This window comes from Nocardioides campestrisoli (assembly GCF_013624435.2).
GTDB classification, from domain to species: Bacteria; Actinomycetota; Actinomycetes; order Propionibacteriales; family Nocardioidaceae; genus Nocardioides; species Nocardioides campestrisoli.
Genome location: NZ_CP061768.1, coordinates 3,848,480 through 3,862,003, shown reverse-complemented (window position 1 = coordinate 3,862,003; position 13,524 = coordinate 3,848,480). Strand labels below are relative to the sequence as shown.

The following is a 13,524-nucleotide window of genomic DNA, read 5'->3' as shown; positions in this document are numbered from 1 at the left end:
CGAGGAGGCCGGCCGTCCGTGAGGACGGTCGGCCTCCTGCGCGTCTCAGGCCCTTTAGGGTGGGGCCCTGCGTCCGGGGGAACGACGGCCTCGGCATGGATCGACGAGTGGGGATGACGAGATGAGCCAGACGGCCGCGAGCACGTCGGGACTGGTCCGCGTGACGGTGACCTCCGGGTCGCGACGCGTCGACCTCGTGCTGCCCTCGGCGGTCCCGGTCGCCGAGCTGGTGCCCGAGCTCGCCCGCAGCGTCGGCCTGCTGGACGCCTCCACCGTCTACGGCGGCTACCGCCTGGTGACCCAGGACGGCCGCCAGCTCAGCAACGAGGTCGGCCTGACCATCCAGGGCGTCGAGGACGGCGGTGTCCTCGCCGTGGTCGCGGGCTACCGGGAGGACCCGCCGCAGGTCTACGACGACGTCGTCGAGGCGATGGCCGACGCGGTCGAGCACGAGCTCAGCCCGTGGGAGCCCGAGGCCGGACGGCGTACGGCCCTGTGGTCGGCGAGCCTCCTGCTCGGCCTGGGCGCGATGGCCCTGCTGATCCAGGGCGAGAGCCTGCTGGGCGGCGTCGCCGCCGCGGTGATCTCCGCGCTGCTGGTCGCCGGAGCCGTCGTCCTGGCCCGGGGACAGTCCGAGCCCCAGGCCGCGGTGACCGTCTCCCTGCTCAGCGGCCTGTACGCCGCGGTCGCCGGCCTGGTGCTGGCCCCCGGCGAGCTGGGCGGGTGGCAGTGGCCGCTGCCGGAGGAGATCTTCGCGATGCCCCTGGTCTGCGCCGGGGCCGCGGTGCTGCTGGTCGGGGTGGTGGCCCTGGTCGGCCTGGACGAGAGCCGGGCGCTGGTGCTCCCGCTCGTGGTGGTCGGCGCGGTGCTGGCCGCGGTCGGGGGCGTCGTGCAGGTCGTCGGTGGCGAGCCGACGGTCGTGCTCACCGTGGTGCTCACCCTGGTCGTGGTGCTGGGCAACGTCTTCCCGTGGCTCGCTCTCGGCATCACCTCTACCAAGGTGGACCAGGTGGTGACGCTCGCCGACGTGACCAAGGACCCCGAGGACGTCGACCCCGCCCGGGTGGCGGCCGACGCGCGGATGGCCCACGAGATCCTGCTCTCGGTGGCGGCCACGATCGGCGTGCTGATCACCCTCGTGGCGCCGTTCACCGTCGACCGCGGCGTCGCCGGCACCCTGCTGGTGGTCATGTGCTGCCTGGCGGTGATGCTCCGCACCCGCCAGTACCGCACCCGTTCCGAGGTGCTCGCGGGCCTGGTCTCCGGGATCGCCGGCCTGGTGGCGGTCGCCGTCTCGGTGCTCTTCCTGCACCCCGACTGGCGCGCGGGCTCCGCGGTCGCGCTGGCGGTCGTGGGCGCGGTGCTGCTGGTCCTGACCCTCGCGCCTCCCTCGCCGTCGGTGCGCCGCGGCCGGATCGGGGACGTGGTCGAGTCGATCGCCCTGCTCTCGCTGCTGCCGCTGATGGTGCTGGCGGTCGGCCTCTTCGACGCGATCAGGGGCTGAGACGTGGCCACCAAGAAGGAGCTCGTCGAGGCCTACCAGTTCAGCCGCCGTCGGCTGGTCACCGCGTTCCTCAGCGGTGCGCCGGGCGGCCGAGAGGTCGAGCCGACCAAGCCGGTCCGCAGCCTGGTCGGCGGCATCGCCCTCGCGGTGCTGCTCTGCGCCGGCGCCGGCGTCGCCGGATACCTGGGCGGGCGTCCCAACTCCGACTGGAAGGCCGAGGGCAGCTTCGTCATCTCCAAGGACACCGGCGAGCAGTACGTCGTGCTGCGCGGCGGTGACGACCCGGTGATCCAGCGGGTGCCCAACTTCATCTCCGGGCAGCTGCTGCTCGGCACCGCCGAGCCGGACGTCTACACGGTCAAGGACGAGCACATCCGCAGCGTCACCCTCGGCGGCGACCTCGGCATCGAGCGTGCCCCGGCCGGGCTCCCCGGTCCCTCGGAGCTGATCACCAGCGGCTGGACGGCGTGCACCGCCGAGCGGCGGGGCATCAAGGTGCACCTCGCGGCGAGCTCCGACGCCGAGCCGGCGCCGCAGTCGGCCTTCGTCGTCCGGTCCCGCAGCGGGGCGCTGTGGCTGCTGGCCGCGAGCCCGGCCGGGCCGGCGTACCGGTTCGAGCTGCCGACCGGGGCGACCGCCCAGTCGACCCTGCTGGACTCCCTCGGCTTCGGCGCAAGCTCGCAGGCGCCCGAGGTCGACGACTCCTGGCTCAACCTCTTCCCCCTCGGCCCGGCGCTGACCGAGCAGGCGTTCGGCGTGACCCGCGGCGGCGAGCCGGTCGACTACCCGACCCAGGGCGTCGACGGGAACACCGACCTGAGCGGCTACCAGATCGGCGACCTGGTCCGTTCCGGGGAGAGCTTCTACCTGCTCGGCGACACCGGGCCGCAGATCCTGCGCGCCTTCCCCGCCGTGCTCTACACCGCGCTCGTGGCCGACCCGCTGGAGCTGCCGACAGGACTGCGGGCCCCCCGCGAGGAGGCCGGCCACCCGTCCGAGTGGCCGCTGGAGACGCCCGAGCCGCTGGTGGGCGCGGAGATGTGCGCGATGCTCGACGTGGAGGACGGCGTGAGCCACACCGTCGTCGCGACGAACCCCGGCTCCTCCGCCTCGGCGACGCAGGAGCCGGTGGCCGCGGGGTCGCACCAGGTCGTGGTGGAGCCAGCGGGCGGCGCCTACGTGCTGGCCGGCGGCAGCAACGCCGGACGGTCGGGCTCGCCGTACGTGGTCGACGCCAAGGGCGCCAAGTACGCCCTGCTCGGGCCCGCGGTGCCGGACTACATCGGCTACGGCGAGGTGGAGGCGCCGGTCGTCCCGGACGCCTGGCTCGCGTTCTTCCCCGACGGCGTGCCGCTCTCGGTCAACGCCGCCCGCGGGCTGCCGGAGGACGCGCCTGCCGGCGCCGAGGCGGCCTCGTGAGGTCGCGGTGACGCCGGCGTCGCAGGTGACGCGGGTGAGGCAGGCGCCGCGCTGGTCCGTGACGGTCGCGGCGAGCGTCCTGGCGGTCTGCGCGCCCGCCCTGCTCGTCCCTGCGCCCGCGGTGGCCCAGGCGACCGCGGAGGATCCCTGCAGCCGCGACATCCTGGCCGACAGCGAGCGCACCCGCGACGTCGCCGACGGCGTGCAGAACCTGCCGTACTCGCGGATGAACGTGCCGGACGCCCACCGGGTCACCCGAGGTGCAGGCGCGACCGTCGCCGTCGTGGACAGCGGCGTCGGCTCCCTGCCCGGCAAGCCCGTGCGCCAGGAGTCGATCGGCTTCAACGGGCCGCTCGCCTCGGGGCACGGCACCATCGTCGCCGGCCTCATCGCCGGGCCCGACGGTGTGGCGCCGGATGCGCGGCTGATCTCCGTCCGGGTCCTCGACAAGGACGGTCCCGACCTGCAGCAGGGACAGCGGGGGCTCAACTCCTCGGCCGTGGCCGCCGCCCTCCAGCGGCTGGCGGACGTGCACGCCCAGGACCCGATCGACGTGGTCAACATCAGCCTCGCCCTGCGCGACGACGACCCCCAGGTCGGGCGGGCAGTCAAGCGCCTGCTCGACCTCGACGTGATGGTGGTCGCCGCCGCCGGCAACGCCCCGCCCACCGAGGACGAGCGGGCGCCGCGAGGCACGGCGGACAACGACGCCGTGGTCTACCCCGCCGACTACCCGGGAGTGGTCGCGGTGAGCGCGGTCGGTCCCTCGCCGGACATCGACCTGACCGGCTACGTCCTGCCCAACCGGCAGACGGCGGTGGCTGCGCCGGGTGGCGGCGGCCTGTCCTACAACCTCAACGGACAGCGCTGCCAGGTGCCGACCAGCGAGATCGCCACGTCGTGGGCGACCGCCTCGGTGAGCGGCGTGGTGGCCCTGCTCCGGGCGCGCTACCCGAAGGAGAACCGGCGCCAGATCCTCGCCCGGCTGACCCGTACCGCCGAGGGCTCCGAGCTCGAGCCGAACCCGTGGACCGGGGCAGGCGTGGTGCAGGCGGCGGACGCGCTGACCCACGAGCTGTCGCCGAAGCGCGACGGGGAGCTGCGTCGTACCGAGACGGTCGAGCGCAGCGACGCGCTGGCGCCCCCGCCGCCCGACCGGCCGGACCTGTTCGGTCCCTCGCGGAGCATGCTGCTGTGGTTCGGGCTGCTGGCCGGCGCGCTGGTGGCGCTGGCCTTCGTGCTCCGTCCGCTGCTGCGTCGCCGTTCCTGACCCCGCTCCTGGCGTGATCGCCGAACGGCTCGTCCGAGTCTTTCGGAGCCCGTGGAGATCCGGAGGATTCACGCCGGGCTGCGCGGGGTACGGCGGCCGCACAGTTGACCTGGACCCGAGGAGAAGACGTGCGCAACATTCTTGGTTTGTTGATCGTCGTGTGGCTGTTGATCGGAGTCGCAGCCTCGTGGCAGCGCGGCTACTTCGGAGAGGACCGGGACGTCAGCTGCAAGACGTTCGGTGACACCGCCCTGACGATCGTGGCGGGCCCGCTCAACTACGTGGGCGTCAACCCGAAGGTCGACTGCAAGGCAGTCGACGTCCCTCAGCCGTCCAAGTAGTACACCCAGCACTCCAGCACCGGCCCCCGACGCGAGTCGGGGGCCGGTGACGGTCAGGAGGCCGGGGTCGCCCTCTTCCGGGCGCTCCGGGTGGTCTTCGTGACGACCGGGCGGGCCGGCGCCTCGGGGGCGGCCGGCTGCTCCGCGGGCGCGGACTGCTCGGCCGGCGCGGGCGTGGCCTCCGCCTGGGCGGCGGGCTTCTTGGCCGCGGCCTTGCGGGTCCGCGTCCGCGGGGCAGGGCTCTCCTGCTTCGCTTCCGCCTCGGGGGTGCTGGCGGCGGTCGTCCTCTTCCGCGTCCGGCGGGCCGGCTTGCTCGGCTCCTGCTGAGCCGGTTCGGGCTGAGCCGGCTCCGGCTGAGCCGGATCCTGCGCGGACGGCTCCGGCGCGGCCGGCTCCTGCGCGGACGGCTCGGGCGTGGCCGGTACCTGCGGGGGAGCCTCCTGCCGGGTCTGGGCGTGCTTGGTCGGCTGCTTGGCCGCCTGCTTCTTGGCGACGGCCTGCGGCTTCTCCCGGACGATCACCTGCTGGCCGGGCGGGCGCTGCACCTCGAAGGACCCGATCTCGCTGACCAGGTCGACCAGCTTGCCGTAGCCCCAGTTGCGGGAGTCGAAGTCGGGCGCCTGCTTGGCCACGTGCGAGCCGACCGCGCCCAGGGGTGCCCAGCCGTCGTCGTCGGAGCTGGCGTCGATCGCGTCCCGCAGCCACCGCATCAGCTTCGTGTCGCTCTGCAGCTCCTGGCTGCTGCGCCGCTTCGGTGCGGGCTGGTTGCGCGGAGTCCCGGCGTGGTCGCCGTCATCCTCGCGCTCGCCCGTGCTCCCGTGCTGGGCCTCGTCGCTGCCGCGGCGCGGAGGACGCAGCACGTCGAGGTAGACGAACTTGTCGCAGGCTGCCACCAGGGGCTTGGGCGTCTTCTTCTCGCCGAACCCGTAGACGGTCATGCCGGACTCCCGGAGGCGGGAGGCGAGCTTGGTGAAGTCGGAGTCGGAGGAGATCAGGCAGAAGCCGTCGAGGTTGCCGGTGTACAGCAGGTCCATCGCGTCGATGATCAGCGCGCTGTCGGTGGCGTTCTTGCCGGTGGTGTAGCTGAACTGCTGCATCGGCTGGATGGCGTGGGCGTTGTTGGCGTCCTTCCATCCCGCGAGCCGCGGCGTCGTCCAGTCGCCGTACGCGCGGCGGACGGTCGCGGTGCCGTACTTCGCGATCTCGACGAGCAGCGCCTCGATGATGGTGGGCGTGGTGTTGTCGGCGTCGATGAGCACGGCGAGCTTGGGTGAGTCGGATCGGGCCATGCGCTGAGACTAGTGCGGTCAGGCGCTGGTGCCCGCACGGCTGGCCAGAAGGGCGTTGACCAGCTCGGCCGCCTCTTCCGGGCGGTCCACGGTCACCGCGAACTCCGAGCCGGTGTCCAGCGACAGCACCAGCCCGGGCCCCCGGCGCACCACCGCGGCCCGGCCGCGGGTGCTGATCCGGTAGCCCCAGCCGCCCCACCTCATCGGCTCCACCTGCTCGGCCCGGGCCGCGACGATGCTGGTCAGCGGGCGGCGGTGACGGATCAACGGGACCGGGCCCCAGCGCACGGTGACCGCCTCGCGGTCGACCCGGACGGTCAGCCGGTGCATCAGGCCCAGCAGCACGCCGACGCCGACCAGGACCAGCGCCTCCCGCGCCACCCCGGAGGCGAGCGCCGTGCCGGCCAGCACCAGTGCTCCCGCGATCAGCAGCAGCACCCGGGACGAGGCGCGTCCGACCCAGACCACCCGCTCCTGCTCGGAGATGGTCAGGCTGGAGGCGGGGGTGGCCGGCGCCGGACGGCGCGCGCCGGTGCCCCGCACCAGCCGCCACAGCAGCCAGGCCAGTGCGGCCGGCAGGAGCACGACCACGGCGGTCCACAGGTAGGACAGGGTCACGTCGTCGGCCGAGGCCGCGCCCTCGGCGTTGAGCATCACCGTGAGGTAGACGCTCGTCATCAGCCACCCGACCCAGCCGGCGCCGAGGACGACCTCGGCGGCCACCGTCAGGTGCGCGCGCATGCCGAGCGCCGCCGTCCCCACCGCGGCGGCGGCGGCCGCGACGATCCCGGAGAGCAGCGTCATGGTCCGCACCGAGGTGGTGCCGTCCACCTCGCCCGCCGCGTTCCAGTGCCGGGGCAGCGGGTCGGGCACGGAGTCGGCGTACCCGAGCCAGAGCAGCAGCACCAGGAGCGGCGCGCCCACCAGGAGGGCCCCCGCGGCCCAGGCCCTGGCCCGGGCGGCGGTCGGGGCGGTCGGGGGAGTGCTCGAGGTCTGGCTCATGGGTGGGCCTTCCGGATCTCGTCGGCGAGCTGGTCACGGGTCAGGCCCATCCGGACCGCGGTCCGGACGAGCTCGTGGATCTGCTGCTGGAGCTGGGCGCGGTCGAAGGCGCCGGCCCCGGCGTCGGCACGTACGTGCACCCCGCGACCCCGGCGCACGTCGACCAGCCCCTCGTCGCGGAGCGTGGTGTAGGCGCGCAGCACGGTGTGCATGTTGACCGCCAGCCCGGCCGCGAGCTCGCGGGCCGGTGGGAGCTTCTCCCCGGGCTCGAGGTCGCCCGCCGCGATGGCGCCCCGCACCTGGCCGGCGATCTGGTCCGCCAGGCCGGTGGTGCTCGTGGGGTCCAACCGGATCAACATGTTCGTATCGTACTAGAACAATGCGTCTGTATGCACTCGACCGGCGGCCGGCAGTCAGCGGCTAACGGCCGCGGGAGACCGGCTCGAGCTCGCCCGGGACGGCTCCCGGCACGCCACGGGGGATCAGCAGCACGATCGCGGCTCCGAGCGCGGCGGACGCGGCGCCGACGATGAAGCACAGCCGGAACGCGTCGTGGCCCGGGATCTCCGGCACTCCCGGGGCCAGGGAGATGGTGCGCGAGCTGAGCAGGGCGGCCATCACGGCGCCGGCGACGGTGGTGCCGACCGAGCGCATCAGGGCGTTGACCCCGACGCTCGACCCCGCCTCCTCCTCGGGCACGTTCTCCAGGATCAGGGTCGGCATCGCGGCGTAGCCGATGCCCACGCCGGCCGAGACGACGCAGCTGGCCAGCATCAGCTGCCAGGGAGCGTCGGTGAGGAACGTGGCGACCACGTAGCCGAGGGAGATCACCAGGGCGCCGGCGAAGAGGGTGACCCGACCGCCGACGCGGCTCAGCATCCGGCTCGAGACGGGGGTGAAGAGCATCATCGTCACGCCGCCCGGGGCCATCCACAGCCCGGCCTGGAGGATGCTCTGGCCGAGCCCGAAGCCGGTCGCCTCGGGAAGCTGGAGCAGCTGGGGCACGACGATCGCCTGCGCCATCATCCCGAACCCGATCATCAGTGCTGCCAGGTTGGTGAGCAGCACCGGGCGCTTCACCGTGGTGCGCAGGTCGACCAGGGGGTCGCGGTGCCCCAGCTCGTAGAAGCCCCAGACCATCAGCACGACCGCGCCGCCGACGACGCAGCCCAGCGTCCTGCTGTCCGTCCAGCCCCAGCCGGTGCCCTTCGAGACGCCGACCAGGACCGCGACCAGACCGATCGCGAGCCCGATCGCGCCGACCAGGTCTAGCCGGCCGGGGTGCTCGTCCTTCACGTGCGGCACCAGGGCGGCGGTCAGGGCCGCGACCATCACCGCGAGCACGGTGGAGAGCCAGAACAGCGCGTGCCAGTCGAAGCTCTGGGCGATCCAGGCGGCCAGGGGTAGTCCGAGCGCCCCGCCGACGCCGAGGGTGGCGCTGACGGCGGCCGTCGCGGTGTTCACCAGGTGCGGCGGCGTGACCTCGCGCACCAGGCTGATCGCGACCGGGACGAAGCCCATCGCCACGCCCTGCAGCACTCGCCCGGTCAGCACCACCGGCAGCGAGCTGGAGACGGCGCAGAGCAGCGAGCCCAGCGCCAGCAGCCCGGCCGAGACCACCAGCACCGGCTTCTTGCCGGCGAGGTCGGCGATCCGGCCCGTGACCGGCATGGCCACGGCGGCTGCGAGCAGCGTCGCGGTGAGCACCCAGGAGGCGTTGCTGACCGAGGTGTCCAGCAGGCGCGGGAGGTCTCCCTGGATCGGGATGACCAGGGACTGCATGAGCGAGGCGCAGAGGCTGCCGACGCAGAGCACGGCCACCACGACCTTCGCGCTGGCCGAGGTGACGCGGGCGTCGGTGGCACCGGGTGGGGAGTCGAGCACGGGAGACCTTCCAGGTGAATATGCAATCTACACAAGCCGAGACATGTGTATGCTACTTACACATGAGGCAGAGTCAAGCGGAGCGCACGTGACGGGGCACCGGACGTCAGGACCCCTCTCGTCGGCCGAGCAGCTCGCGCGGCTCTTCGTCCACCTCGACCGGCACCGCCGGGTCGCGGAGAGCCGCGCCAGCATGGGACTGGCCGAGCGTCGGCTGATCTGGCTCTTCACCGACGGGCGGGCCCGCACCCTGCGAGAGGTCGCCCACGACCTCGGGCTGGAGCAGTCCACGGTCAACCGCCAGGTCAACGGTGCGATCGCGGCGGGGCTGCTGCACCGCTTCCGTCAGCCGGGCCAGGCCGCCCAGCTCATCGAGCCCACCCCCGAGGGTCGCAGCCGGTTCGACGGCGACGTGAACGCCCAGCTCGTGCTCTTCGAGCAGGCGCTGGCTGAGCTCGGCGACGACCAGGCCGAGCTGCTGAGGCTGCTCGGCCGGTTCGTCGAGCTGTACGGCGACGCCGTGGGGGAGTCGGCGACCCTCGCGCGACCGACCCAGGAATGACGAACGCCGGGACGGTGAGACCGTCCCGGCGTTCCGTGCAGGGTGGAGACCTGCGGTGGCGGAGGATAGGGGATTCGAACCCCTGAGGGCTGTTAACCCAACCCGCTTTCCAAGCGAGCGCCATAGGCCACTAGGCGAATCCTCCGCCGAGGAGGCTACCCGCACCGACCCGGTGCCGAGAAATCGGCCCGCGTTGGCCAGGCGCACCACCCCTCGCCTAGACTCTGCGCCAACCCCCCGTGCGGCGGCATCTCGTCGAATCCCCCAGGGCCGGAAGGCAGCAAGGGCAGATGAGCTCTGTCGGGTGCACGGGGGGCCTTTTCATGCCCGGCCAGGACTATGCGACCCCGGTGGTTCCTGTCGGGCCCGATGGTTAGGGTTCAGACGTGGACTCACCCCTTGCGCTCTACCGCCGCTACCGGCCGGAGACGTTCTCCCAGGTCATCGGGCAGGACCACGTCACCGAGCCGCTGCGCAACGCGCTCGCGGCCGACCGGGTGAACCACGCCTATCTCTTCTCCGGGCCTCGCGGCTGCGGCAAGACGACCTCGGCGCGGATCCTGGCGCGCACCCTCAACTGCGCCCAGGCCCCGGTCGCCGAGCCGTGCGGCGAGTGCGACTCGTGCCGCGAGCTCGCCACCGGCGGCAGCGGGTCCATCGACGTGATCGAGATCGACGCCGCCTCGCACGGTGGTGTCGACGACGCGCGCGACCTGCGGGAGAAGGCGTTCTTCGCCCCGGTCCGCGACCGCTACAAGATCTACATCATCGACGAGGCCCACATGGTCTCCAACCAGGGCTTCAACGCCCTGCTCAAGCTGGTCGAGGAGCCCCCGCCGCACCTACGGTTCATCTTCGCCACCACGGAGCCGGAGAAGGTCATCGCGACCATCCGCTCCCGCACCCACCACTACCCGTTCCGGCTGATCCCCCCGCGGATGCTCAGCGACTACGTGGCCGAGCTCTGCCAGCGAGAGGGTGTGGCGATCGAGCCCGCCGCGCTGCCGCTGGTGGTGCGGGCCGGTGCGGGGTCGGCCCGGGACACCCTCTCGGTGCTCGACCAGCTGATCGGCGGCTCCGGCCCGGACGGGGTCACCCACCAGCTGGCCGTCAACCTGCTCGGCTTCACCCCGGACACGCTGCTCGACGAGGTGGTGGACGCGTTCGCCGCCTCCGACGGGGCGGCGGTCTTCGGGGTGATCGACAAGGTGATCGAGTCCGGTCAGGACCCGCGCCGGTTCGCCGAGGACCTGCTGCGCCGGCTGCGTGACCTGGTGATCGTGGCGGCCGTGCCGGACGCACCCGTGACCGGGCTGATCGACGTCTCCCAGGACCATGGGGAGCGGCTCGTCGCCCAGGCCGCCCGCTTCGGCTCCGCCGACCTCTCCCGCGCCGCCGACCTGGTCGCCGCCGGGCTGATGGACATGAAGGGCGCGATCTCGCCGCGCCTGCTGCTCGAGCTGATCTGCGCCCGGGTCCTGCTCCCCGGGGCGGACCACACCACGGAGGGAGTGCAGGCGCGGATCGACCGGCTGGAGAAGCGGTTCGCCATCGTCGGCCCCGGCTCACCCTCGTCCGCGCTCTCGGCCCAGCCCGTGCCGACCGCGCCCGTGAGCCCGCCCCTGCAGCCTCCGGCGCCCCACACCCCGCTGGCCCAGGCCGCGCCTCCGACGTCCGCGCCTCCGACGTCCGCGCCTCCGACGTCCGCGCCTCCGACGTCCGCGCCTCCGACGTCCGCACCGCCGACCTCCGCTCCGCCCACGTCGGCCCCGCCGGCGCCTGCTGCCAGCCACGCGCCGTCGGGCCAGGCGAGTGACGCGCCGACCACTCCTCCGGGAGCGCCCGCAGGCGGCCTGAGCCTGGTCGACGTACGGCGGCTGTGGCCCGAGATCGTGGACGCGGTGAAGACCCGGCGCCGGCTCGCGTGGATCCTGCTCACCCAGAACGCGCAGGTGAAGGGCGTCGACGACCGGACGCTCACGCTCGGGTTCAACAACCCCGGGGCGCGCGACTCGTTCGTCAGCGGCGGCAACGACGAGATCCTGCGGCAGGCGGCGATCGACGCCGTGGGCGTCGACTGGCGGGTCGAGTGCGTCGTCGACCCCGGCGCCGTCCCGCCCGGTTCCCCCGCCGCGTCGCACACGGTGACCGCCCCGGCGGCCGCCCCCGAGAGTCGGCTGGACCCTCGTGAGCAGCACGAGCCCGGTCGGCCGCCGGAGTCCGCACCCGGCGACGGCCCGGCTGCTGGCGCGGCCGCGCCGGAGCAGGCTGCCCCCGTCGACCCGCAGGGGCTGGAGAAGGCCCGCGGGGCGATCCAGCAGACCCGCACGGGCGGACCGGTCACGCCCGGGGTCGACGAGCGCGCCCTGGCGGACGCCGCGGCCCACCCCGACGACCCCGACGCCGACTCCCAGGGTCTGGACAGCGCCGAGCTGCTCAGGCGCACCCTGGGAGCGGAGATGATCGAGGAGATCGAGCACCGGTGAGCCTCCGGTGGCACGATCCCCAGATCCCCCCGCACGCACGCCGGCCCGGGGGCACCACCCGGGCCGGGACCCAGACCCGACCAGGAACGAGGACCACCCGATGAGCCAGAACCCCTTCGACGCGCTCGGCGGAGCCGGCGGCTTCGACATGAACGCGCTGCTCGCCCAGGCCCAGCAGATGCAGGAACAGCTCACCTCCGCGCACGAGCGGCTCCAGGAGCAGCGGCTCGAGGGCACCGTGGCCGGCGGCGCGGTGACCGTGACCGTGACCGGCGGCGGCGACCTGGTCGCCGTGGCGATCAAGGCGGGTGAGTTCGACGGCAACGAGCCCGACCAGCTCGAGGACCTCGGCGACATGATCGTCGCGGCGTTCCGCGACGCCAAGGCCCAGGTCGACGCCCTCGCGGCCGAGACCCTCGGCCCGCTCGCCGGCGGCGCCGGCGGCCTTCCCGGACTGGGCTGACCTCTTGTACGAAGGCGTCGTCCAGGACCTGATCGACGAGCTCGGCCGGCTCCCCGGGGTGGGACCCAAGAGCGCGCAGCGGATCGCGTTCCACCTGCTCCAGGCCGAGCCGGCGGACGTGCGCCGGCTGGCGGACGTGCTGATCGAGGTCAAGGCCAAGGTGAAGTTCTGCTCCACCTGCTTCAACGTGTCCCAGGACGAGCAGTGCCGCATCTGCCGCGACCCCCGGCGTGACCCCACCGTGCTCTGCTGCGTGGAGGAGTACAAGGACGTCGTGGCGATCGAGCGCACCCGTGAGTTCCGCGGGCGCTACCACGTCCTGGGCGGCGCCATCTCGCCGATCGACGGCATCGGCCCGGACCAGCTGCGGATCCGCGAGCTGATGATGCGGCTCGCCGACGGGGCGGTGACCGAGGTCATCCTGGCCACCGACCCCAACCTCGAGGGGGAGGCCACCGCGACCTATCTCACCCGGATGCTCAAGCCCCTGGGGTTGCGCGTGACGCGACTCGCGAGTGGACTGCCAGTAGGAGGCGACCTCGAGTACGCCGACGAGGTCACCCTGGGCAGGGCATTCGCAGGAAGGCGGTCGGCCGATGACTGAGCACACCCCGCTCTCGAGCGGACTCACGGCGAGGCAGGAGCGCCTGCGTCGGGCCCCGGACGGCGTGGCGGGGGAACCCACCGTGCTGAGCGACGAGCTGGAGGAGTTCGCCGGCCAGATCGCCGACCAGGTGGAGAGCTTCCTGGTCGCGGTGCAGGCGGTGGCCGCCGAGGCCGACGGCGGGCGGGCGATCTCCCCGCTCCTGCTCGAGGTCAGCCAGATCCTGCTGGCCGGCGCCCGGCTGGGAGCGCAGGTCGACTTCCACCCCAGCGCCGAGTACCAGCCCGACATCGGGCCGGAGCCGGACCTCGACCAGCTGCGCCTGCGGCTGGCCCAGACCCTCGGCCCGGTCGACACCTACAGCTTCGTCTTCGATCCCTACCTGCCCGAGGTCGTCGACAGCCAGCTCTCGGACGACCTGAGCAGCATCGCCACCGACCTGGCCAACGGCCTGCGCCACTACCGCACCGGCAACGTCGTCGAGGCGCTGTGGTGGTGGCAGTTCTCCTACGTCTCCTCCTGGGGCAACCTGGCCGGCGCGGCCGTCAACGCCCTGTGGTCGGTGGTGCACCACGACCGGCTCGACGTCGAGTTCACCGGCGAGGACGACCAGGTGGCGGCGGCGAATGAGATGTTGGAGTCGCACGTTCCGACCGGAAGTTAGACTGGATCCCTGGGTCGGCCTGCGCCGACCGGGCCA

General features: G+C 73.2%; 13 protein-coding genes, 1 tRNA gene and 1 other RNA gene. 10 read left to right on the top strand and 5 right to left on the bottom strand.

The genetic code is table 11. From position 1 onward, the window contains the following. Positions 1-121 precede the first annotated feature (121 nt). The 4 genes from eccD (at position 122) to H8838_RS18255 (ending at position 4,534) form a co-directional block, all read left to right on the top strand. On the top strand, positions 122-1,504 hold the full coding sequence (gene eccD / locus H8838_RS18270; protein WP_181312047.1) for a type VII secretion integral membrane protein EccD: 1,383 nt from the start codon (positions 122-124) through the stop codon (positions 1,502-1,504). A 3-nt stretch (positions 1,505-1,507) separates the two neighbouring features. Next, the gene (locus H8838_RS18265) at positions 1,508-2,923 is read left to right on the top strand and encodes a type VII secretion protein EccB (protein WP_185994399.1); all 1,416 of its coding nucleotides are present in this window, start codon (positions 1,508-1,510) and stop codon (positions 2,921-2,923) included. A gap of 34 nt (positions 2,924-2,957) precedes the next feature. Further along, the gene (locus tag H8838_RS18260; protein ID WP_185994400.1) at positions 2,958-4,193 is read left to right on the top strand and encodes a S8 family serine peptidase; all 1,236 of its coding nucleotides are present in this window, start codon (positions 2,958-2,960) and stop codon (positions 4,191-4,193) included. Between the two features lie 128 nt (positions 4,194-4,321). Continuing rightward, positions 4,322-4,534, top strand: a complete 213-nt coding sequence (locus tag H8838_RS18255; protein WP_185994401.1) for a hypothetical protein — start codon at positions 4,322-4,324, stop codon at positions 4,532-4,534. A gap of 53 nt (positions 4,535-4,587) precedes the next feature. Here H8838_RS18255 and H8838_RS18250 read toward each other — a convergent pair whose 3' ends face one another. From H8838_RS18250 to H8838_RS18235, 4 genes are all read right to left on the bottom strand, one after another. Then, on the bottom strand, positions 4,588-5,823 hold the full coding sequence (locus H8838_RS18250) for an NYN domain-containing protein (protein WP_185994402.1): 1,236 nt from the start codon (positions 5,821-5,823) through the stop codon (positions 4,588-4,590). An 18-nt stretch (positions 5,824-5,841) separates the two neighbouring features. Next, on the bottom strand, positions 5,842-6,825 hold the full coding sequence (locus H8838_RS18245; protein ID WP_185994403.1) for a hypothetical protein: 984 nt from the start codon (positions 6,823-6,825) through the stop codon (positions 5,842-5,844). Further along, a complete protein-coding gene (locus H8838_RS18240; RefSeq protein WP_181312041.1) occupies positions 6,822-7,184 on the bottom strand; it encodes a GntR family transcriptional regulator in 363 nt (120 codons plus the stop codon). The genes H8838_RS18245 and H8838_RS18240 overlap by 4 nt, the downstream gene beginning before the upstream one ends. 61 nt (positions 7,185-7,245) lie before the next feature. Continuing rightward, on the bottom strand, positions 7,246-8,709 hold the full coding sequence (locus H8838_RS18235; RefSeq protein ID WP_224766249.1) for an MFS transporter: 1,464 nt from the start codon (positions 8,707-8,709) through the stop codon (positions 7,246-7,248). A gap of 88 nt (positions 8,710-8,797) precedes the next feature. On the opposite strand from H8838_RS18235, the gene H8838_RS18230 reads away from it, so the two are divergent. Further along, on the top strand, positions 8,798-9,271 hold the full coding sequence (locus tag H8838_RS18230) for a MarR family winged helix-turn-helix transcriptional regulator (protein ID WP_185994404.1): 474 nt from the start codon (positions 8,798-8,800) through the stop codon (positions 9,269-9,271). Between the two features lie 56 nt (positions 9,272-9,327). Here H8838_RS18230 and H8838_RS18225 read toward each other — a convergent pair. After that, positions 9,328-9,416, bottom strand: a tRNA-Ser gene (locus H8838_RS18225). A gap of 86 nt (positions 9,417-9,502) precedes the next feature. Here H8838_RS18225 and ffs point away from each other — a divergent pair. The 5 genes from ffs (at position 9,503) to H8838_RS18200 (ending at position 13,488) form a co-directional block, all read left to right on the top strand. Then, positions 9,503-9,592, top strand: an RNA gene (gene ffs, locus H8838_RS18220) — signal recognition particle sRNA small type. A gap of 65 nt (positions 9,593-9,657) precedes the next feature. Continuing rightward, the gene (locus H8838_RS18215) at positions 9,658-11,757 is read left to right on the top strand and encodes a DNA polymerase III subunit gamma and tau (RefSeq protein ID WP_185994405.1); all 2,100 of its coding nucleotides are present in this window, start codon (positions 9,658-9,660) and stop codon (positions 11,755-11,757) included. 100 nt (positions 11,758-11,857) lie between these two features. After that, positions 11,858-12,220, top strand: a complete 363-nt coding sequence (locus H8838_RS18210) for a YbaB/EbfC family nucleoid-associated protein (RefSeq protein ID WP_181312038.1) — start codon at positions 11,858-11,860, stop codon at positions 12,218-12,220. A 4-nt stretch (positions 12,221-12,224) separates the two neighbouring features. Then, positions 12,225-12,824, top strand: a complete 600-nt coding sequence (gene recR / locus H8838_RS18205) for a recombination mediator RecR (RefSeq protein WP_185994406.1) — start codon at positions 12,225-12,227, stop codon at positions 12,822-12,824. Further along, positions 12,817-13,488, top strand: coding sequence for a DUF5063 domain-containing protein (locus H8838_RS18200; protein ID WP_185994407.1), 672 nt, complete (start codon positions 12,817-12,819; stop codon positions 13,486-13,488). The genes recR and H8838_RS18200 overlap by 8 nt, the downstream gene beginning before the upstream one ends. Positions 13,489-13,524: the final 36 nt, after the last annotated feature.